Source organism: Streptomyces sp. NRRL B-1347 (genome assembly GCF_000720325.1).
In the GTDB taxonomy this organism is placed as follows: Bacteria; Actinomycetota; Actinomycetes; order Streptomycetales; family Streptomycetaceae; genus Streptomyces.
This window is the reverse complement of record NZ_JOJM01000006.1, coordinates 79,021-98,451: the sequence shown is the minus strand read 5'-3', so window position 1 is coordinate 98,451 and position 19,431 is coordinate 79,021. Positions and strand designations below refer to the sequence as shown.

At 71.5% G+C, this 19,431-nt stretch carries 20 protein-coding genes; 3 read left to right on the top strand and 17 right to left on the bottom strand.

Features of this window, described 5'->3' with window-relative positions:
• Positions 1-40: 40 nt before the first annotated feature.
• The 12 genes from IG74_RS0108980 to IG74_RS0108925 form a co-directional block, all read right to left on the bottom strand.
• Positions 41-3,805 carry a hypothetical protein gene (locus IG74_RS0108980; RefSeq protein WP_030672462.1) on the bottom strand — a complete coding sequence of 1,255 codons (3,765 nt, stop codon included), beginning with the start codon at positions 3,803-3,805 and terminating at the stop codon, positions 41-43.
• A gap of 2 nt (positions 3,806-3,807) precedes the next feature.
• The gene (locus tag IG74_RS0108975; RefSeq protein ID WP_107058906.1) at positions 3,808-4,320 is read right to left on the bottom strand and encodes a hypothetical protein; all 513 of its coding nucleotides are present in this window, start codon (positions 4,318-4,320) and stop codon (positions 3,808-3,810) included.
• Positions 4,321-4,334: 14 nt separating this feature from the next.
• Positions 4,335-5,168: a hypothetical protein gene (locus IG74_RS0108970; protein ID WP_030672455.1), complete on the bottom strand. Its 834-nt coding sequence runs from the start codon at positions 5,166-5,168 to the stop codon at positions 4,335-4,337.
• A gap of 77 nt (positions 5,169-5,245) precedes the next feature.
• Complete coding sequence (locus IG74_RS0108965; protein WP_030672452.1) at positions 5,246-6,937, bottom strand: major capsid protein; 1,692 nt, start codon at positions 6,935-6,937, stop codon at positions 5,246-5,248.
• Between the two features lie 117 nt (positions 6,938-7,054).
• Positions 7,055-7,252 carry a hypothetical protein gene (locus IG74_RS0108960; RefSeq protein WP_030672449.1) on the bottom strand — a complete coding sequence of 66 codons (198 nt, stop codon included), beginning with the start codon at positions 7,250-7,252 and terminating at the stop codon, positions 7,055-7,057.
• On the bottom strand, positions 7,252-11,088 hold the full coding sequence (locus IG74_RS45700) for a phage minor head protein (RefSeq protein WP_037824880.1): 3,837 nt from the start codon (positions 11,086-11,088) through the stop codon (positions 7,252-7,254). Before IG74_RS45700 ends, IG74_RS0108960 begins: the two co-directional genes overlap by 1 nt.
• Positions 11,081-11,485 carry a hypothetical protein gene (locus tag IG74_RS53310; protein ID WP_030672443.1) on the bottom strand — a complete coding sequence of 135 codons (405 nt, stop codon included), beginning with the start codon at positions 11,483-11,485 and terminating at the stop codon, positions 11,081-11,083. The genes IG74_RS45700 and IG74_RS53310 overlap by 8 nt, the downstream gene beginning before the upstream one ends.
• A complete protein-coding gene (locus tag IG74_RS0108945; RefSeq protein ID WP_030672440.1) occupies positions 11,482-11,682 on the bottom strand; it encodes a hypothetical protein in 201 nt (66 codons plus the stop codon). The genes IG74_RS53310 and IG74_RS0108945 overlap by 4 nt, the downstream gene beginning before the upstream one ends.
• Positions 11,675-11,878 carry a hypothetical protein gene (locus tag IG74_RS0108940; RefSeq protein WP_030672438.1) on the bottom strand — a complete coding sequence of 68 codons (204 nt, stop codon included), beginning with the start codon at positions 11,876-11,878 and terminating at the stop codon, positions 11,675-11,677. Before IG74_RS0108940 ends, IG74_RS0108945 begins: the two co-directional genes overlap by 8 nt.
• Entirely contained in the window at positions 11,875-13,614 is a 1,740-nt protein-coding gene (locus IG74_RS0108935) for a hypothetical protein (protein WP_030672435.1), read from the bottom strand. The genes IG74_RS0108940 and IG74_RS0108935 overlap by 4 nt, the downstream gene beginning before the upstream one ends.
• Entirely contained in the window at positions 13,614-13,952 is a 339-nt protein-coding gene (locus IG74_RS0108930; RefSeq protein ID WP_030672433.1) for a DUF1360 domain-containing protein, read from the bottom strand. Before IG74_RS0108930 ends, IG74_RS0108935 begins: the two co-directional genes overlap by 1 nt.
• 130 nt (positions 13,953-14,082) lie before the next feature.
• Positions 14,083-14,280 carry a hypothetical protein gene (locus IG74_RS0108925; protein WP_030672431.1) on the bottom strand — a complete coding sequence of 66 codons (198 nt, stop codon included), beginning with the start codon at positions 14,278-14,280 and terminating at the stop codon, positions 14,083-14,085.
• 161 nt (positions 14,281-14,441) lie between these two features.
• Between IG74_RS0108925 and IG74_RS0108920 the strand changes: the two genes are divergently transcribed.
• Positions 14,442-14,810, top strand: coding sequence for a hypothetical protein (locus IG74_RS0108920; RefSeq protein ID WP_051854720.1), 369 nt, complete (start codon positions 14,442-14,444; stop codon positions 14,808-14,810).
• A 3-nt stretch (positions 14,811-14,813) separates the two neighbouring features.
• On the opposite strand, the gene IG74_RS0108915 is transcribed toward IG74_RS0108920, so the two are convergent.
• Together IG74_RS0108915 and IG74_RS0108910 are read right to left on the bottom strand one after the other, a co-directional pair.
• Positions 14,814-15,152, bottom strand: coding sequence for a hypothetical protein (locus IG74_RS0108915; RefSeq protein ID WP_158857537.1), 339 nt, complete (start codon positions 15,150-15,152; stop codon positions 14,814-14,816).
• Between the two features lie 102 nt (positions 15,153-15,254).
• Positions 15,255-15,692, bottom strand: a complete 438-nt coding sequence (locus tag IG74_RS0108910; RefSeq protein ID WP_030672423.1) for a hypothetical protein — start codon at positions 15,690-15,692, stop codon at positions 15,255-15,257.
• 149 nt (positions 15,693-15,841) lie between these two features.
• On the opposite strand from IG74_RS0108910, the gene IG74_RS0108905 reads away from it, so the two are divergent.
• Positions 15,842-16,027: a hypothetical protein gene (locus IG74_RS0108905; RefSeq protein ID WP_030672421.1), complete on the top strand. Its 186-nt coding sequence runs from the start codon at positions 15,842-15,844 to the stop codon at positions 16,025-16,027.
• A gap of 36 nt (positions 16,028-16,063) precedes the next feature.
• Here IG74_RS0108905 and IG74_RS0108900 read toward each other — a convergent pair whose 3' ends face one another.
• Positions 16,064-17,719 (bottom strand): hypothetical protein, encoded by a 1,656-nt coding sequence (locus IG74_RS0108900; RefSeq protein WP_158857535.1) that lies wholly within the window; start codon positions 17,717-17,719, stop codon positions 16,064-16,066.
• Entirely contained in the window at positions 17,703-18,125 is a 423-nt protein-coding gene (locus IG74_RS47815; protein WP_051854718.1) for a hypothetical protein, read from the bottom strand. The genes IG74_RS0108900 and IG74_RS47815 overlap by 17 nt, the downstream gene beginning before the upstream one ends.
• Before the next feature lie 183 nt (positions 18,126-18,308).
• On the opposite strand from IG74_RS47815, the gene IG74_RS51995 reads away from it, so the two are divergent.
• Positions 18,309-18,479 carry a hypothetical protein gene (locus IG74_RS51995; protein WP_158857533.1) on the top strand — a complete coding sequence of 57 codons (171 nt, stop codon included), beginning with the start codon at positions 18,309-18,311 and terminating at the stop codon, positions 18,477-18,479.
• Between the two features lie 225 nt (positions 18,480-18,704).
• Here the strand turns inward: IG74_RS51995 and IG74_RS0108885 are convergent, their stop codons facing one another.
• The gene (locus IG74_RS0108885) at positions 18,705-19,430 is read right to left on the bottom strand and encodes a hypothetical protein (protein ID WP_234334280.1); all 726 of its coding nucleotides are present in this window, start codon (positions 19,428-19,430) and stop codon (positions 18,705-18,707) included.
• Position 19,431: the final 1 nt, after the last annotated feature.

Here is a 19,431-nt window from a genome sequence, read left to right as displayed (position 1 = left end):
ACAGGCGGGGCGCCCGCATGCGCCCCGCCTGTGCACCGTGCTAGCGCTGGGTCCAGTTGGCGACGACCGTTGAGCCGACCTGTGGCGTGACGCTCTGGGGGCCGGTCAGCTGGTTGTCGTCTTCCGCGTTCCAGGTGAGCGTGAGCCCGGCTGGGAGGCCCGTCACGACCGTGCCGTCGGCGTCGACCAGATCCCACAGGCCGAGCGTGCCGGTGACGGTGAGGCTAGTCAGCGTCCCCGTCACGTCCCCGCCCGGCGTCCACGGCGTGCCGTTGGTCAGGACGCGGGCCTGAGCGGTCAGCGTCCGCACGGTGTCGTCGTCCGAGCACGGCACGATGTTCGCCGCGAGGACCGTGGCGCCGGACACGGAGTCGATCAGGGTGATGGTGCCGTTGACGGCCCGGATCGCCGTGTACCGGCCGCTGCCGGTGTTGGTGCAGCCCTCCCCGACGACGTTGGGGCAGCAGTCGGAGCACACCCCGACCGTCCCGACGGGGGCGAACGCGGCGCCCGCGAGAGTCGTGTTCGTGGTGGAGATCAGCGCCCCGGTAGCCGAGTTGAACCGGAACAGCCTGATGAAGGCGGTGCCGTTGCTGTCGCAGAGCACCTCCTCCACAAAGTCGGTGTCCGACTGGACGGTCTGAGCGCAGACCCCTACCGCCCCCGTGGGCACGAACGGGGCGCCCGCGAGGGTGGTGTCCGTGAACCCGGCGACCGCGCCCGCCGTGGTGTACGTGTAGGTGCGGATGAACCGGTTCGGGACGGCAGCCGAGTCACACAGGATGACCGACTCGCTGTCACGCCCCTCGCACGGCACGAAGGTGAGGCCGGGCTCGGCGGGGTTGACCGGCGTCTGATGCTGGTCGAACAAGATCCAGCCGGGCGCAGGCAGGGAGTCATCGTGCCGGATGGTGCCGGTGTGGACCTGGTCGCCAGTGCTGTTCTGCGTCCAGCAGACGACCTCCCGGTCCCGGTCGAGCGGGGCGCAGGTGCCGACGGTGCCGACTGGCGTGTACGAAACTCCGGCGAGCGTGAAATCACGGAAGGAGTTGACCTGCGCCTGGTTGGTCGCGTCGAGGCTCTGGACGTACTTCCGTAGGAACGGCCCGTTGTCGTCACAGAGGATCTCATCGGCCAGGTAGCGGCTCGTGGTGCACGCGCCGGGGGTCCAGGTGTCGGGGGCGATCGGAGCGCCGTCAGTGCCCACGAACAGCGTTTGGAGGGTGCCGCCGGACGGGTCGGTGACCATGACCCGGATCGCGTTCTGCGGGATCCCGCCGACCGTCGCACAGACGATGTCCGAGGTCAGCATGTTGGACAGCGTGGAGCTGGCCCCGCCGTCGCCACCGCTGTCCGGGAGACAGCAAGACGGCGACGGGACCTGCGCCCAGAACTCGGCGTTCGTCAGCGACTCGCCCGTGTCCGTCTTCTGCCAGCCGACGACCGTCCCGCCCGCACACTGCGGCTGCCAGTACGAGCACGTGGTGTTCGTGGTCGTCTCGTCGACCGTGACCACGCAGGTGTCGTCATCCGTGGTCGCGGTCGCGCGCAGATCCGGCCTGTCGATGAAAGCCCTCATGTCAGTGAACAGGCCGCCGCGGGCGCCACCCGCAGGGTTGTTCGTGGACAGGGCCAGCGTGTAGGTGCTGCCGCCGTTCAGCGGGATCGTCTGGGAGAACTGGGTCCACGGGTTCGGGCCGCCCGAGGACGTGACCGACGGCGGGTTGCTGATGTCATCGATCAGGTCGCCGTTCTGGGCGTCGTTCGTGTCGCCGTTGTCCAGCGTGATCCGGTGCTGCTCGCCGTTGTCGCGGGCGCCGTGGACAACGCGGATGATGAAGTTGCCCGACGCGGGCGCAACGAAGGTCTGCCAGATGGTGGAGCGGCCACCGGGCGGCGGGCCGTCCGAAGTGATCTCCTGCACCGGAGTTCCACGCGGGGTCGGCGTAGTGTTCTGGGCGTTCGAGACGTCCTGACCCCAGATCTCGAAGGTACGCCCGACGTCATTGGTCTCCCAGCCGCGGTTCGCGACGCTCGTACAGAGGACGTCACCGGCGGGCGGGTTCCCGGGGAACGGCCCGGGGTCGTCCTGCCGCGACAGGAGATGGAAGCCATAGTTGCCCTGGGACACGGGCGGATTGAGCGGGGGGAACTCGTTGTAGGCGGGGTTCTGGATGAGGTCCTGGCCGCCGTTGTAGACGAGTTCGATCAGGTCCGGGGGATCCTCGTCCAGCCGGATGCACTCGATATGCACGGTCATCGGCTGAGCCGCACCGCACACCTGGGGTACGCCCGCGTTCGGGTTCGTGATGGTGACCGTGGCCGCCGCAGGAACCCGCCCCTCCATGAAGGTGGTCAGGTTCTGCCGGAAAGTCTCACCGTCCGGGTCGTCGACCTCCCAGGTGATCCCGGCCGCGTGGCTGACGGCGTCGACCTGGAGGGACTGCACCGCGAAGCCAGGGTTGATCGGCAGGGTGATGTCGTACTGGCGGCCCGGGTGGTCGACCGGGCCCGTGGTGGTCGACGTCTGGCAGAACTGCATGGGCGGCAGGCACGCCGCGTCCGGGCACGGCTGGAGGGTGCCCTGCGCCACATACGGGGCACCGGTCGTTGGGTCCACGAACGTGGGCGCACCGGTCGGGTTGCCCTCGCTGTCGTACTCGTACACCGCCAGGGCGGTGCCGAGGAGGTTGCCCTCCGCGTCGAGGTCGCACAGCACGAACTGCTCGACGTCGACCGCGTCCGCCCCGGCGCCCGCGTCGCAGGGCTGCGGGTCGAAGGGCGACGGGCCGGGCAGCGCGGCGGTGGTGAACGAGCACTCCGTGGACGACTCGACGACCGTGTCCCCGGCGTCACGGACCTCGGTGCGGAAGTAGTACGTCGTCGCCGGGGCCAACCCCGTGTACGTGTGGATCACTGGCTGGTTCGTGGCGCCCGTGCCCGCTGCGGCCGGGGAGAGGGTGGTGTACGGGCCGCCGGGGGCCGTGCCGAGCGCGAGGAGGATCGTGTGGTCCGCGGGCACGCCGTCGGCAGTGCTGGCAACGCGGCCGCTGGTGGTCGTGAACGGGCCGACCGCGCTGCACTCGGGGGTGAAGGCGGTGGCGGCCTCGGTGGTGAACGTGCACTCCTGCGAGACGAGGTACTCACCGCCGCTCTCCGCCTGCTCGGTGAGACGCCCCCGCCAGTAGTAGGTCGTGCCCGCGGCCAGCCCGGTGAACGTGTGCCCTGGGCTCAGGCCGTCCACAGGCTCGGACGGCGAGGCGGTGTAGGGGCCGCCCGGGGTGGTCGCGAGCTCCCAGACGATGGTGTCCTCGTTGCAGGGCGCGGAGATGTTCACCTGGCCTGCCGTGGCGCCGAGGAAGACGTCAGCGCTGGTCTCTCCGGTGGCCCCGCCGCCGCAGACGAAGGCCGGGTAGGCCTCGGTGTGCGCGGGGCTGTCCAGGACCCATTGGTCGACCTGGACGTCGGTGGGGTCGAGGATGGTGACGCGCACGAAGTAGTCGGTGTCCGCGGTCGTGCCGGTGCCCGGGGTCGGGTCGCCGATGCGGACGACCGTGCTCGTGACGCCGCCCACGGTGGTCTCGTTGTCCGGCTGCGGGGTACAGCCCACGCCGAGGTCGGTGAGCGGAGCTGCCGTCCAGGGGCCTACCGCTGTCGGGCCGGTCTCCCAGACGAGCGTGTAGCTTCCCGCCTGTCCGGGGAGCCAGGGCGGGCTGTTGATGTCGTGGGTGAGCGTGGTCCGGAAAGACTGCCGGTCGTGGACCAGGTAACTGAAGCCGCTCAGGTAGCCGTTCGGGGATGGCACGGTCAGTCTCCTTCGGCATGCTTCAGTCGTCTGTGCATGGCCAGGCCGCGGGTGGTGGTGAACGCGCGCCCGCAGTCTCCGCACCAGGGCGCGCCGGGGTCAGGGCTTGGGTCGCTTGAGTCGCTGGCCGGGGGCGTCTCGTCCACGGGAGCGTCCTCCAGCGGGGCGAAGTCCGGCGGGGGCAGCGGGACCGCATCGGGCCCGTACGCCTCGTCCGGGACGGCGGGGAGCGGCTGCCCGCGCTTCCCGGTCAGTGCCGGCAGTTCGGGCGGCTGCCAGGCAGGGGCGGCCGGGGGCGTGACGCCCTGCTCCTGGTCCTCGGCGGGCGACACGTACCGCTGGCCGTCGACGAGGGCGCCGATGAGGAGTTCCTCGTCCGCCTGCGCGAACAGCGCGGCGGGGACGGCGAAGGTGTTCGGGGAGACGGTGCGGATCTTCGGCGTCTGGGCCGTGGCCCACGCGGCGAACTCGCGGCGGCGGCGCGCCGCGGGCTGGACCCGGATGGTGTCCTTCACGTGCTGCCTCCCTCTCATTCCGGGCAGATCCGGACGCGGATGGCGGCGGCCCGGCAGCACGCGATCTCGACGACGAAGGTGCGCTCGGCCAGGGCCAGGCGGTCGTTAGTGCGCGTGAGCACGCTCTGCGCGTCGCTGTCCGGCACCTGTGCGACGGCCTCGCGGCGTACGCGGACGGGGCTCGTCGCGTACAGCCAGGTCTCGCCCGGCTCGGCCACGGTGCAGTCGGGTGGGCCGACGTTGACGGCGTATCCGGCGCCCAGGACAACGCAGTTGCCCGCGAGGGTCTCGGGGGTGCCGTCGACCAGGTGCACGATGTTGCAGCAGCCCAGCAGGGCGCCAGCGCCCACGGGGATGTGGAGCACGCCGCGGCCGCCGTACTCGGTGCCAAGCCAGTTCTCCAGCGCGCCCACACCCTGTGAGATGGACACGGCGCCCGCGGCCGGGGTGAGGTCGTCGCCGATGGAGCACAGGACTTCGCTCATCAGCCACTCTTCGAGGGCGCGCTGCTCGCCCATGCGCAGCGTCTCGCGCGCGTGCTCCACGGCCTCGTCGTACGACCAGCCGATGGTGGAACACTCGGCGCCCGCGTAGACGGTGATGGGCGGCGCCGTGCAGAACCCGGGCCGGTCGAACGTCTTCTCCGCGGGCAGGCCGGGCGATTCGTCGCCGCCGGGGCACCACGTGGTGGTGTGGGCGTCCGCGCAGGACAGGGGCCGCCACTCGGTGCCGAGGAGTTCGTGGGGGTCGGTGACGTCGATGATCTGCGTGCAGCCGCCGAGGAGGCCGTGGGGCAGCGGGTCGCCGGGGACGGCCTCGACGTAGCGGCGGAGTCCGACGCTTGGCATGACCTCACCTCTCGGATTGGGGTGCGGCGGGCCCGGTCAGGTACTCGGGCCCGCCGCGTGCGGGGGTTGAGGCGGGGTCAGGAGGCGGCGCAGGTGAGGAGGGTCTGCGCGCCGGTCTCGCCGCTCGGGCAGACGGGGACGGTGACGAGGCGGGTGTCCACGGACCGGTCGATGATCGTGACGCATTCCTCCGAGAACGCCGCGGTGTAGTCGTTGGTCCGGAACAGCTCCGGGCTGTGGACGACGCCCAGGCTGACCTCGGCGCCGCGGCCGATCTGGATCTGGCCTGCCGGGTAGATGAGGAACTCGATCTCGGTGGGCCAGGCGGTGACGGGGGTCTGGCCGCCGATGTCGCCGGGCACCGCAGGGCCGATGCCGCGCGCCCACTGGATGCGGACGCCGAGCGGGGTGAAGAGGGCCTGTACGTCGGCGACGGTGACCTCGTCGACCCTGACGCCGTTACGGCGCGCCAGGTCCGCCAGGAAGAGATTGCGCGACCACCAGGGGAAGACCACCTCGAGGGCGATGTTGTCGCACAGGCTGTGGCGCTCGATCATGTCGGCGGCCTGGAGGGCGACGGCGTCGAAGACGGCGGAGAGCGCGCCGAAGGTCGTCGGCATGACCACGGGGGTGGCGGAGGCGGCGACCTGCGCGAGGAGGTGCTGCCTCACGCGGATCTCGTGGGCCACCATCGTCAGGTTCAGGTAGAAGCTGACGAGCTCCGGGAAGTGCCGCTGGGTGAGGATGCCGGCCTCGACACAGATGCCGACGGCGTCACAGCGGGACTCGATCGGCTCCTCACACGGGATCTTGTAGCAGGGCTTCTCGTTCCCGGCGATGTCGTCGGCCTCGGTGTGCACCCACGTCATCGCGGCGACGTCGAGGGACGGCGTCTTGAAGTACCTGAGGCCACCACGGGCGAGCTGGATCTCGGGGGCGTCCCAGAGCATGTCGGGGCAGGACACCTCCAGGAAGGTGTACAGCGTCTCGGAGGGGGCGCACCAGCCGCCCGAGGCGACGAGGTCGCCCTTGGGCAGGCGGGCCTGCTGCGCGGCGTGGAGGGCGACGGTGGAGCCCTCCGGCGCCGAGCCGGGGTCGTTGACGACCAGTTCCTCGGGGAACGGATGGTGGTACGACGCCACCAGGCCCGACTTGTGCCCGGACTTCACGATCGAGGAGGCCCGGCGGATGGTGCCCGGGACCAGGTCCTGGAGCGTCATGTCGTCCCCGGCGCGGTAGCCCGGGACGTCGACAGCTGCGGTGATCCGCGGGATGGCAACGGTGCGCTCGGGCGGGAGGACACGCGGCTGCCGCTGACGGACCATGGACAGGTCATAGGTGCGCGAGGGCGCGGCCGCCGCCGTGGCGCTCTCCGGCCTGGCATCGCCTTCACCGGCGGCGGTACTGGCGTCGTCCGGGGCGGCTGCGGTGACCTCGGCGGCCTCCTCCTCGCCGCCGCTGGCGCCGTCGTCTTCCGGGGCGTTCGCCTCCTCCCCGTTGACCTGTGCGGCCAGGGAGTCGATTTCAGCGGCCGCTTCGCGAGCGGCGCTGACGCGGGTCTCCTGCTCCACCTGGATGCGCTGGACACCGGCGGCGAGGGAGCGCATGCGCTCCAGGTCGCCGTCCGTGATGGAGGTCTGGGCGCGCAGGGTGCCGAACTCGGCGCGGGCGGTGGTGAGGAGTTCGTCGAGCTGCTCGTTGCGGAGGCCGCTGAAGTCCTCGGGGACGGTGAACTCGGTGTGCTCGGTGCTCTCGTTCGGCTCGGTCATGAGCGGGTCTCCAGGCGGTGTACGTGGAGGCCCGGCCCAGAACCAGCGGCGTCGAGATGATGTTAGCCCGCCGCGTTGACCTGCGGCGGGACGGAGCATCGGACAGGGTACCGGCCGTCAGGTCTTGGCGGCCGGTGTGGTGTTGCGGTGGACGATGTCGCCGCTCTTGGTGGACTTCACGACACTGCCCGGGTAGCGCCTGCTGACGCTGACCGCGGTCTGCTGGGCGGTGGAGGTGTAGACGGCGCGCCCGCTTCCCTGCGCGGTGACCACCTGGAACTGCTCGCGCTTGTTCTTGTTGCAGCCGCATCCCATCACTGGCCTCCCTCTGCCGGGCCGCCGACGAGCGCGGCGGCGACGTGCTGTGTGTCGGGGTCGATCTGTGCGGCGAGGCGCTCGATCTCCGCGTCCATCTCCGCGCGCGCCGCCTCCCGTTCCTCCAGGGCGGCGCTCAGGTAGTCCAGGAACTCGCCGTCGGTGAGCATCGCGGCGACCACCGCATCGGCTACCTCACGCGCGTCCGGAAACTGTCCGTACTCCGCGTCCGGACTGTGTCCGCCCTGCTCATCGGCCATGCCGGGGGTGGCCGTGGATGTCGTCCGGACAGCATCCGGACTCAGTACGGACGCGTCTGCGGACACGGTCCGGACGTCGTCCTGCTCGGCGGCCGCAGAAGCTGCGAGGGCGAGGTTCGCGCGGTCGACGGCGGCGGCCACGAGGGCCGACGAGTGACCGGGCACCGGCACGGTCAGGACGGCGCGCAGCTCCCAGCCCTTGCCGCGTTCCGCCTGCATCAGGTGGTAGGACGGCTGACAGGCCAGGAACACACGCATGTCCCACTCGCTCAGCCACGGGGCGGCTGCACCGGTGAACCACAGGCCGCCCTCGGACAGGCCGCACGTCACGACCCCGGCCACGGTGCGCGTGTCGTCGAACTGGCAGGCGGCGTCCTCGCACTCGGCGCCGTCCCGCCGGTGGGGCACGTTCATCGTGAAGGCGCCCGCGCGAACCGCGGTGCCGTCGTCGAGGACGAACTTCTGCCGCAGGAAGTGAGTGGTGTCCAGCCCTTCCCTCACCAGCTTCTCGATCGTCAGGTTCTTCCCCGGGTAGCCCGCGTGAGGAACACCGGCCTGGGCGACCCAGCCGAAGACGCGGCCGTCCTTGTAGTGCACGCCGCCTGATCCCGGCGGGAGTTCCTCGGCAGTCGGTGCGGCGAACCAGCGCGCGGGCATCGGGGGCAGGTCGCGCATCGCGGACCAGGCCGACGCCTCCAGCTCGGCGAGCGAGGCCGCCATGCCCTCATCGTCATCGTCCTGGCCGTCGTCCCAGGGGGCGGTGAGCGACGGGTCGTCGTACGCCTCAGCGAGCCGGGCATAGAGCTGTTCGACGCGGGCCCGGATGCTGTCCCGCTCGTCCTCGGGGAGGTCGACGCCGCCCATGGCGCCCTGCAGGACCCCGGCGACGGCGAACACGGCTCGGGCCACGACCTCCAGGCGCTCGCCGTCCCCGGACGGGAAGAGGTCAGCGAAGGGCAGCTTGTAGGCGGCGAGGGTCGTCGCGTCCTTGTCGGGGTCGCGGTAGAGGAAGGCGGCGCCGAGCCGGTCCGCGTCCACCGTGCCATCCTCGCCGGTGGCCCAGGCGAGGATGCGGGAAGCGGCCTGGTCGCCATCCCAGGCGGCATCAGGGTCCTCGTGGACGGGCAGGTCCAGGTCACCCGACGCGGCGGCCGACAGGCCCCGGCAGGCGGCTTGCTGCTCGTCGCTCATGGTGGTGCAGGGTCCGGCGTAGAGGCCGGGGGCAAGGCGGACCAGGCGGCCCGCCTTGGCCGCGCGGGCGAGGTGGGCGCGGGCACTGTTCATGCCGATGCCGACCGCGCCTGACGTCTCGCGGGCGCCGACGGCGACGGGCGAGGTCCGCACGTAGCTGATGACGCGCTCGTGGTCGTCGCCCGACGCGGACAGGGCGGGTGGCGCGGCGGCGGCCGCGGTCTCCTCGGCGGCGTCGAGGACGATGCGGGCCCTGCTGTAGGCGGGCATGGCGACGAGGGTGGCGCCGCGCACGCGCGCCCGGGTGATCCTCATCAGGACGTCCCCGGCGTGCTGGGTGTGGACGACCGTGCCCTGCTCGGGGTCGTCGCGGTCCCCGGCGGCCGCGGTGAGGACGCCCGTCCCGGCGAACGCGGCGGCGAACGCGGCTGAGCTGATCCGGCCGTCGGGGCCGGTGAAGAGCTGGACGTTGTGGCGAGCGCGGGTGAGGGTGCCGCCGTCCGCGGTCCACTCCCCGGCCGTGGCAGCCGAGAGCATGTACGCGCCGTCGGCCAGGCGCAGCACGCTGGCGGAGGGCAGCGACGCGGCGAGGACGAGCACGTCACCGTCGTCGTCGGTCTTGGTGCGGTCGATGACCTCCATGTCGACGTCGTCGAGGTCGACGCTGACGCCCAGGGGAGCGCCCTCTTCGAGGAGGTGGATCGCGTCCTGTCCGGCGGGCCGGGTGGCGTAGAGAACGCCGGTGGCGGGGATGCGGCCGCCCTCCCGGCCCATGGTGTCGATCTGCCCGGCGAGCTCGGCGCCCTCGTGGCCCATGAGCATCTCGTCGGCGTACTGAAGGGGCCAGGGGCCGGGCGCGTCCCAGTAGAGGCTGTCCCGAGCGAAGATCCGGCCGTCGCCGGTCTCCTCGTCTTCGTAGGCGATGGCGGTTTCGTCGGGCGTGGACCAGGCGCGGACCGGTGTGGCGGCCGCTGTGGTGTCGGGCATGGGCTCCTCCCGGGGCGCGAGGGGGATGTCGGTGTGCTCGCCCGCGAAAGCCACGCGCAGGCGGTCGAAGGTGATCGGGCCGGTGCGGGCGACGAGTTCGCCCAGGAGGGCCGGGTCGTCGCTGTAGGCGGCGCAGACGTGGGCCGCCCACGGGGAGTGCTGGACGGGAAGCTCGGGCCGCTCGTGGGTGTCCAGCGCGTAGGTGGCGAGGGCGTGGGCGTAGGCCAGAGTGGGTGTGTCGAGCGGCCGGTCGCGGTCGTCGCCGACGTTCCACACCCACGACGGGGTGTCGCTGGCGGGGTTCCAGTGGGCGGCTCCGAAGGCGAAGGCGTGCAGCGGTGCGCCGAGTTCGGCGGCGGACGCGTGGAGGTTCCCGATCAGCTCGTTGCGCTGGTCCTCGGTCCAGTCGGCGCCCTCGCCGAGGAAGTACAGGGTGAGGTGCAGCTCCTCGGCGGGCTCGCCGCCCTCGATGGCCAGGCGCCGGGCGTCGTCCTCGGTGGGCATGAGGGCGATCATGGCGCCGCTGCGGTGGCTCCCGTCGGCGGCCGCGGTGTGCTCGGCGTCCGCGGGCCGCGCTTTGATAAGTCCGCCCCCGAGGCGATCCTGAGATTCCAAGGCGGCAGCCCGGTGGGCGGTTTGAAGTCGCAGGATGCACCGGCAGTTGACGGTGAGGGCGGCGGGGGCGGTGGGGTCGCCTGGGTAGGCCATGGGGACACCGGCGACGGTGAACGTGTCGTCGAGGAGCCGCACGAAGCCGTCGACGGCATCGTGAGCGTCACGGACGCGGGAGTCGCGGCGGGTGACCCACTGCTTCACCAGGGGCCGCTCAAGGCCGTCGAGCGCGTCCGCCGCCGCGAGGGTGGCGGCGTTCCACACGCGGGCCGCCTCGGTGCGCGCGATGCGCTCCTCCCGGGTCTCCCCCAACTGCGCGCCCTCTGCGTCGAAGACGGCGCGCAGGCGGGCGCGGAGGGCGTCGATGTCCTCGCCCGCGTCGAGGCCGGTCGCGAGCTCCCGGACCGCGGTCTCGGCGAGCCGGTCCCCGACAGCGCGCAGCAGGTGCTCGGTGCTCTCGGCGTACTCGCCGAGGCCGGTGGGCAGGGTGCCGTCGTCGTAGCGGGCGGGGAGGTCCTCGAAGTCGTCGGGCAGCTGCGCGTCGACGCTGTCGGCAGCGGTGCGCGCGGCAGTCTCGCCCGCGCCGAAGAGACGCCGCATCAGGCGGGGGACGTGGCGGGACCACATGCCGGCGATACGGGACACGGAGAAGCGTGCGGCCACCAGCTCGGTCGCGTCAGCCAGCTCGGCGGCGAACTCGGCGGCGACGTCGTCGAGGATCGCGCGCACCTCGGCGGCGACGTCCTCCTCGGCGGCGGCGAGCGCGCCCTCCAGGTCGTCAGCCACGAGCGGCCTCCCTGCTCGGTGCCGGTGCCCGGTCGGGCGCCGGGGACTCGTCGTTGGCCTCGTTGTCGCGCAGCCGCCAGGCGAGGAGCTCCTCCCACACTTCGCGGCCCGGGCAGCGCGAGCACCAGCCGTGCACGCGGTGCCCGGCGCGGGAGTGGCCAGGCGGTGCCACGTACTCCTTGGGCGGTCCCTCGGGTGCGGGCTCTTCGTCATCGGGGGTGTCGGGCACGGGGGCTTCCCTCCTGGGTGCCGGTACTGTGCCGGGCGCCTGGGACTCGTGAGGGAGCCGCCACGCCTCCCAGTGGCTGGAGTCGTCCGTGCTGAAGAGGATTTCGGCGGGGATGTCCCCGGCGGCGGCGAACAGGGCCCTGTAGTACTCGTCAGGGAAGCAGCTCACGGGCTGCCTCCGGTGGCGCTGGGACGGGCGGTGCACTTCACGACGGGGCCGACGTAGACGCGCGGGTTGTCGTACGAGATCACCTGTCCGTCCTCCGCAGTGAGGGTGAGGCTGGCGGGATGGAGTCTCAGCAGCTCGACAGCGACGAGGCCGCCGCACTCGGTGCAGAGGCTGGCGTGATGGCGACTGTCAGGCACGTCGTCCCTCCTGGCGAACCTCGGGGTCTTCGCAGATCTGGCAGACGCCCCAGGTGCCGAGGGCGGTGACGCCGTCCGGGGTGAGGAGCTGCGCGTCACCGGTGGTCTTGGTCCACGCCTTGCATGTGGCGCACCACTCGGCGCGCACGCCGCCGATCTGCACGGTGAAGTCGTCGGGCGGATCGGGGCGGCTCATGCGGCCTCCCGCGCGGCCGTGCAGGGGTGGAGGGCGCTGGGGACCAGGTCGTAGGAGTGCTCGACCCCGGCGGTGATGAGCTCCCGGGCGTAGGTGTCCAGGGCTGCGGTGAGACAGTCCGGGTCGACGCCGTAGCGGTCGGCGACCTCGGGCAGGCGCGCCCATGCGCCGTCGAGGAGACGCCACCGGTCGACCTCGTCCTGCTCGATGATGAGGATCGTGTGGAGCTGCGCGGGCTGGAGCTCGCGGGCGCGGGCGCGTTCGGAGCGCGGGCATGCCGGCGTGCGGCGCAGCTTCTCCCCTGCGGCGGACAGGGCGGCCCAGATCAGGCCGTCCGCTGCGGCCAGGAGCGCCGGGTCGATGGGCGGGGCGTAGGCGAGGGATGCGGGCAGGGTGTCGGGTTCGCTGTTCGTCTCGTCCACGGGCAGGTCCACCTCCGGCGTGCTGGTGTCGTCGTCCTGGGGTTCGGTGCGTGCCTTCGGGCGCTTCGGGGGCGTGTCGGGGGCGTCGGCGTCGTCGAAGCCGGTCTCGCGCCGGGCCGCCGTGTCGGAGATCAGGCCCCGGTCCCATGTCTCCAGGGCGACCTGGCTGCGGTTGCTGCGTACGCGCAGGGGGGCGGTGTCGTACCAGACGAGCCACCGGTGCCAGTCGGGGACGCGCTCGGCCTGGAGGAGGGGGCGCAGCCACTGCAGGGTGAGGGCGTGGGCGACCGTGGCGAGCTTGGGCTCGATGCCGAGGCTGATCGCCTCCTCGGTGAGCTGCCACGCGCCCCAGTGGTTGATGTCGCCCATGCCGAGGAGGATCTCGGCGGGCATCTCCAGGCCGGTGGCGTAGCGGCGGATCGCCTCCTCGCGGAGCTTGATCGCGAGCTCGTCGAATTCGGACTCGAAGGTGATCAGCTTGAAGCTCGCGATCGAGTCGGACGGGACTTCGAGGACGATGGGGATGGTGGCGGCGGCGCTGTCGGGCTCGCGAATGGCCGTCTCGGCGACGGTCATCAGCATCTCGATCAGGTCGTCCTCGGCGTCTGACTGGCCGGGCTTGGTGGGGAAACGCACGCCCTTGGGGACGAGGAGGATGCCGCGGCCCGTGAGCCTGCTCCTGGCGATGGCCTTGACGGCGGCGTTCAGGAGTTCCAGCTCTTCGAGGAGGCCGAGACTGGAGCGGACGGGGCTGTCGGCCTCGATGGCGCGCTCGGGGTCGGCCGTCCATACGCGGAGCGCCACGGGCGCCTGGGGGTCGAGGGTGTCGGGGTCGCCTGCGGGGATCTCGATGTCTTCGCCGTCGATCTGGACGGACAGCTTGCCGTTCTGCTGCTCGACCTCGCGGACGGACAGGGTCAGCCAGTCGTGGCCGTCCTCGGGGACGTCGGGGTTTCTCACCTCGGAGTTGGGGCGGACGACGACCCAGCCCTCGCCCGCGATGGTGAGGTGCTTGCCGAACGCTCCGAGGAGCTTGGACTGTCCGTCGGGGCCGCCCGCGATCTGAGAGACGATCTCTGTGGCGGGGTGGTCGTCGGGGGCCGGTTCGATCGTGCCGTCGTCGGCGCGGCGTCCGGCGAAGAGGCGGGCGCGGGCCATGGCGTGGCCGTTGTAGGCGGCGGAGAAGTACACCTCGGGCACGCGCCGGTAGAAGCCCCAGGCGGCGAGCTGCCACGCCTTGTCCGGGGTGGCGTTCCTGCCGCGCCTGAGGCGGCGGTCGATGAAGCGCTGGGCGGCGGCGGTGAGGTTGGCCATCAGGACTCCGCCGTATCGCGGCTGTCGTCCCAGCGGTTGAGGAGGGCCTGCACCCCGGCGACGGCGAACCACTCGACGGCGTGCACGGCCGGGGCCACGCCGTGCCACTGGCCGGTGGCGAGAAGCCAGGTGGCGAGGACGGCGCCGGATACCCACCAGCCGCTGCAGTAGATGCAGGAGATGAGGGTCAGGAGCGCCGTGCGGGCGCGGCTGTCGGCGCGGTCCTCCCAGGCGGCGACGCGGTCTCGGAGGGGGTCGAGGATGCTGTCGTGGACGACGAGCTGCGTGCCGCGGTAGCTGGCGGCGGCGAGCAGGGCGAACTCCGCTGGGCCGATCATGGGGCGCCCCCTTGCGCGGGAGATCTTCCGGTTGCGGGCGGACACTATAAGCCAGGGCCGGAAGATCTCCGGTTGCTCTGATCTTCAGCCGGAAGATCTGTGGCTCGGGCGTGCGGTCCCGGGTCTCCGCTCAGTCACCGTTGCTGTCATCGATGACGTACGCGCTGCCGTCCCATGAGAACGCGAGCACGTTGTCCTCGAGGCCGAGCTGCTGTCGGCCGTAGGGGCAGAGGCTGACACCATGGGCCCGAGTGATATCGGCCATGTCGTCGAGCGCCGAGCTGATCTTCCGGAGCTGCTCGGCAGTCAGGTTCAACGGGGAGCTCACGGGCGTCTCCAGTCGAAGAAGGGGGCGACGGGGGCGGACAGAGTAGGGCAACCAGGCAGCACCTGCCGCCACTCCCCCTTCGGCCGCCAGGCGGGGTGCACTCGGGTCCGCGTCGGGCCGCGGGCGACGGATTCAGTCACCGCGGCCATAAAATCGAGCACATGCCCGACGCCCCCGCTTTTGACTTCCCCCGTGACCTCATCGAGGAACAGCACGTGCTCGCCGACCTCAGCGCGAGGTACACGGCACTGTGCGCCCGGCTGCCGTGGGCAGCCGAGCCGCATGAGGGCTGGGACGACAGCGGCGCCGATCACCGGTGGCTGCGGTCGTCGCGCGCTGCCAGCAAGGGGTATGAACCTGCCGACGCGGCGGAGCTGGAGGAGCTCCGGGAAGCGCTGCGAGAGAAGGCCGCGGCTGTGATCACGCACCCGTACTGGGGGCAGCTCAGCGGGGCGGACGTCGTGAAGGCGCGGATCGCGCTGAAGTACGCGCCGCTGCCGGAGAGGGCCGGTGCGGCCGGCATGACCTAGGCGCTACGCCTGCCCCTGCGCGGGCGGGCGGGAGCGGCGCACGTGAGGGCGGGGCATGGCGGCGTCCGCCGCACCCACCGGCCCGTGGGCCTTCCTGAGGCCGGGCTGAGGCCACCAGTACGCGCGGTGACTGACGCTCGTGGAGCCGTCGAGGTCGACCTCGACGAGGTAGGCGACACGGCCGTCCGCGTAGTCGTGCCGGGCACCGACGGGGGCGTAGCGCCACCGGCCGTTGGCGTACACCTCCAAGGCCGGGCGGCCGCCGCACGGCCATGTGTGGACCTGCGGGGCGGGCCCGTGCTCGGGGCGCCAGGGCGGCGCCTGCTCCGGCTCTTCGATCACGCTTTCGATAGTAGGCGGGTGCTGCTCGCTGGGCAGCACTGGCGTGCACTGTCCTGTGCCACTGAATCTTGACCGTTTGCCACCGAACTTTGACCGGCGTCGTCAGCCAGCTCGGAGGGCCTCGTTGCGCAGGGCGCGCAGCAGGGTCAACGCGTCCTGGTTGTCCGCGTCGGTGAAGACGTGGATCGCGAGCAGGATGGATCCGCCAATCCGTTTGGCGGTGACGAGGTCGTCGCCAGCGAGGGCAGCCTGGTGGTGGAGGGAGTCGGTCAGGAGGAAGACGATGCGCGCCATGGGATCGCCGTTGAGCTCCGCGACGCGCTGGCCGGTCTCGTCATGGGTCATGGCGGCCTCGATGCCGAACGCGGCGAGCAGGACGCGGTGAAGCGTGTGCTGTCCGTACGCGGCGAGCAGGGCCGCCAGCGGGCGCTCGTGCGCGCCGCCCGCCAAGACCTCCAGGGCGCTGTCGTTGTTCTGGACGACGGCCTCCAGCGCGGCCAGGGCCCGGAGATGGTCGTCGTTGGTCAGCTCGTCATCCATGGCACCACAGAGTAGGTCGGTGCCCGAAGTACGCGGAGATGCTCGGCGCAACTGGTCAAAGTTCAGTGGCAAACGGTCAAGATTCAGTGGCACAGGACATGCACCGCCAGCGGGACGGCGGGACAATGAAGCCAGGATGGAGACCCACTATGCCCAGGGAAGCGATCGTCAATATCCGGGCCGATACGCAGGAGATCGCCGAGAAGGTTGTACGCAGCCAGGCGGACGATGTGGGGCCGACGGTTCACTTCAGCCTCCGTGACCGCGGTCCGGACGGCAGCGAGGGCCGCGAGCTCGCGTACAACATCACCCTCGCTGTCACTCTGCCCGACTGACGGACCAGCGGCTGCCGGCATGCGCACCGCCGCCGGTCAGCGGCCGGGCCCTGCTGCGCCCCCGCCATGCCCGAGCGAGCGCCCGTACCGTGCGGCGGCCCGCGGCAACTGCCGGTCTGTCTCGCGGCGGACGGGGACGTGCACGGTGGACGAGGCGAGCAACTCGGAGGCGAGCGCCATCACCACTGCGTCGCCGCGGTCGGGTGAGCGTCCCAGGCGCTCGACCAGCTGCTCCTTCGGCTCGATCTGGATCTTGGGCGGGATGCCCGTGAGGGTCTTCCACGTCGGCGCAGTCAGGTCGCTGATGAGGAGGTCGTCCGGGGGGAGCAGCAGCTCGGCGTCGAAGGCGGGATCGAGGAGCTCGCGCACGCGCCAGTAGGCGGCGCTGCGCAGGTTGGTGAACCCCCACTCGCCGTCACGCGTGCGGCTGCGCGACTTGGCTGCGCCGGTGTACGCCAGGACGGGCACGTTGAGTTCGCGGAGCCGGTCGACGACGCCGCCGCCCACGCCCATGGAGTCGACCACCGGCACCCGCTCCTGCTCGCCCTGGCCGACGGCGGCCTGTACGCGGGCGGTGGTCTGCATGGTGTCCTCGCGGTCGTGGATCTCCAGCTCTGTGATCGCGTGGCCCTGGCGGTGCGCGAACACGGTGGAGTCGCCGCCGGAGCGGGCGACGTCGACCCCGAGGATGCGGCGGCCCTCGAGGGCCGGTCGTCCGGCGCCGTCCCAGGCATGCCAGCGTTCGATGGCTGCCTCCACCCAGGCGAGGGGGATGACGGAGTCCTCGTCGCTGGCGTGGAACTCCCCCAGGACGCGGTTGGCGAACATCGCGGAGTCGCGGCCCCACTGGCGGGCGCGCTGCTCCGCCCACTGCGGGCTGATGCGCCCGGCAGCGACGGCTTCGGCGAGGGTGACGTGGCGGACCCACCAGTCCTCAAGGCCGGGGGCGCGGCGGTGGATGTCGTAGAAGCGGCCCGCGGGCGGGCCCGGGGTGCTGATCGCGAGGGCGAAAGCCTCCGGGAGCGTCCGGTCGGTGCGGCCACCGGAGAAGGCGCCCTCGATGGCGTCCCAGGTGCCGTCCACGACGACCTTCGCCTCGTCGATCATGTACAGCAGGGACTCGGCGTGCGCGCCCTCGATCAGCTCCGGCTTGTGCGAGGCGACGGGCGTGGCCGCGCCGTGCACCAGCTTCAGGTTCAGGGTGAGGAGCTCTCGCAGTTCGCTGAAGGGCTGCCGCCCCAGGACGTCCCAGCGGATGCGCCGCGCCCACTTGTGGATCTCGGGCCACAGGTAGACCGACAGGTGCCGCCACGCCGAGGCCGTGACGAGGACCTTCCAGTCGATGCCCGCGGCCTCCCGCGTCGTCGCGAACCAGAGGACGGCCCACGAGGCGAGGCCGGTCTTGCCGAGGCCGTGCGGGCCGCGTACGGCCGCGCGGTGGTGCTCGGCGAGGGCGGAGAGGATCTCCGCCTGATACGCGGTGGTGCCGCCGTCGTCGCCCCAGTCGATACAGTCCCGCGCCCACCCGGCCGGGTCGTACATGTACTTGATGATGCGGCGGGCGGTCTTCTCGTCCCGCTTGCGCTGCGCCCGGTCGCGGAGCAGGCGCAGGGTCTTGACGTCCCCGGCGCGGACGAGCTCCAGGACCTGCCGCTCGATCAGCGCCCGCTCCGGGTCAGACGCTGCCGGCATCGTCGTCTCCGCCATCGAGGAGAGCGAGGATCTCGTTGCCGAGTTTCTGCGCGTCGACGTTGATCTGCGTGGGGGCCTGGAGGCCGCGGAGGCGCTCGCGTCCGGCGATGCACTTCAGCACGATGTCCGCGGCCTTCGGGTTCTTGTCCGTGACGGCCCGTGACCAGAAGGCGGCCTGCAGCCGGTTGTAGCGCATGATCTCGTCGCGGCGGAGGCTGTCGATGTCCTCCTTGTCCCGGCTGATGCTGTCGGCGATGGCCCGGTCGATGGCCTTCTTCGCGGCGGAGGCGTCCGCGTACCCGACCTGTTCGGCGATGGTGCGGAGGTCGACGCCTGCGAGCTGGAGCTGGAGGGCGTTCTTGCGTCGCTCCACGGCGGAGAGTCGCTGTCGGCCTGAGGCGCCCATGGGTCTCCTCGGGGGTGCGGGGACCGGAATGTGTCCAGGTTTGCTCTTCAACTAGCGGGTCATGTGGGTGGCTTCCCTGGGTGTGTGCAGGTGAGGGGCGCATGAGGATAGCTGTGGGGAGGGGCGGGGGTCGTCCGTGCGGGCGTGGATGACGGGGCCTGGCGGGAGTCCTAGACTCCAGGCATGGACCAGCAGCAGGAAGTCCGTCAGGCGTATCTGGCCACGGTGAAGGATCTGAACACCGGTACGGTGCACATGACGTGCCCGCGGAGCTGCGGGCGCTACATGGAGGGCACCAAGGACGGGCCGCTTGTCCGCTGGTCGTGCGAGTGCGGGTACCGCATCCACTCCTGAGAGGCTCTCCATGCCTTGTCCAAAGTGCTATGGACAGATGCATCCCGTGCCTAACGGCAAGGGCGTGATGTGGATTTGCACGACTCCGGGTTGCGACGGTACGCGGGACGGCTAGCCCGAGGCGCGTCGGTGCGGGTGGCCGGGTGTGTCTGTCCGCGTTGTGCACGGGGCGCTGTGGCCCGCCGCCTGGGTTACTGGGCGGGCCTGTGCGTGACGCCTGTGCTGTCAGGTGAGTCGACAGGAGTGGGCGGGGGGCTGCTCGTCGGCGAGGAAGATCGTTTGGGCCATCATGCGGTAGCCGGTCATGTGCTCGCGGAGGGTCTCGATGGACTCCTCGGGGTGGACGGAGTCGATGACGGCGTGGGGGCCGTGGGCGTTGAACTGGTGGCTGACGCCGCGGGGGATCTGCATGTCGGCCCAGGAGTTCGGGGGGATGACCAGGTTGTGGCGGGTGCGTGGCTGGTCTTCGGGGGCGTCGGGGTAGTCGTCTTCGAAGGTCTCGGGCAGGAACGCGGTGACGCCGGGGACGTGGGTGATGTGGATGGGGGCGAGGGAGGCGACGCGGATGCGGGTGCCGGGGCCGGTCATCATGCGGACGTAGCGGAGCCCGGTGTGCAGGTGCATGCGTGAGCAGATGTCGCGCTCGACGACGTCGTAGAAGTCCATGAGGTACCGGTCGGCGGGGTAGCCGGTGAAGGGCGCGCCGAGCATGTAGACCTCCCCCTCCTCGAAGGTCTGGGCACGGGTGATGCCGTCCTCGTTGGGGGTGGTGGCGGCCGGGGAGCGGTGGGCGGCCTGGACCAGGTGGCGGAGGGCGTCGGTGACGGTGCGGGCGACGCGGGCCGGGAAGTGGGCGACGGGGGTGACGACGCAGTTCCCGGGGTCGGTGTGCGCGGTGAGGTCGTGGATCTCGTTCTCGTCGTCAGGGCTGCGCTTCATGGCGGCGGGCATG

Excerpts from the sequence above, each read along its gene's own strand:
- IG74_RS51995 (WP_158857533.1), top strand. The coding sequence starts at position 18,309 with ATGGACCAGCAGCAGGAAGTCCGTCAGGCGTATCTGGCCACGGTGAAG.
- IG74_RS0108885 (WP_234334280.1), bottom strand. The coding sequence starts at position 19,430 with ATGCCCGCCGCCATGAAGCGCAGCCCTGACGACGAGAACGAGATCCAC.
- IG74_RS0108965 (WP_030672452.1), bottom strand. The coding sequence starts at position 6,937 with ATGACCGAGCCGAACGAGAGCACCGAGCACACCGAGTTCACCGTCCCC.
- IG74_RS0108970 (WP_030672455.1), bottom strand. The coding sequence starts at position 5,168 with ATGCCAAGCGTCGGACTCCGCCGCTACGTCGAGGCCGTCCCCGGCGAC.
- IG74_RS0108905 (WP_030672421.1), top strand. The coding sequence starts at position 15,842 with ATGCCCAGGGAAGCGATCGTCAATATCCGGGCCGATACGCAGGAGATC.
- IG74_RS47815 (WP_051854718.1), bottom strand. The coding sequence starts at position 18,125 with ATGGGCGCCTCAGGCCGACAGCGACTCTCCGCCGTGGAGCGACGCAAG.
- IG74_RS0108930 (WP_030672433.1), bottom strand. The coding sequence starts at position 13,952 with ATGATCGGCCCAGCGGAGTTCGCCCTGCTCGCCGCCGCCAGCTACCGC.
- IG74_RS0108900 (WP_158857535.1), bottom strand. The coding sequence starts at position 17,719 with ATGCCGGCAGCGTCTGACCCGGAGCGGGCGCTGATCGAGCGGCAGGTC.
- IG74_RS0108910 (WP_030672423.1), bottom strand. The coding sequence starts at position 15,692 with ATGGATGACGAGCTGACCAACGACGACCATCTCCGGGCCCTGGCCGCG.
- IG74_RS0108935 (WP_030672435.1), bottom strand. The coding sequence starts at position 13,614 with ATGGCCAACCTCACCGCCGCCGCCCAGCGCTTCATCGACCGCCGCCTC.
- IG74_RS0108960 (WP_030672449.1), bottom strand. The coding sequence starts at position 7,252 with ATGGGATGCGGCTGCAACAAGAACAAGCGCGAGCAGTTCCAGGTGGTC.
- IG74_RS0108920 (WP_051854720.1), top strand. The coding sequence starts at position 14,442 with ATGCCCGACGCCCCCGCTTTTGACTTCCCCCGTGACCTCATCGAGGAA.
- IG74_RS0108940 (WP_030672438.1), bottom strand. The coding sequence starts at position 11,878 with ATGAGCCGCCCCGATCCGCCCGACGACTTCACCGTGCAGATCGGCGGC.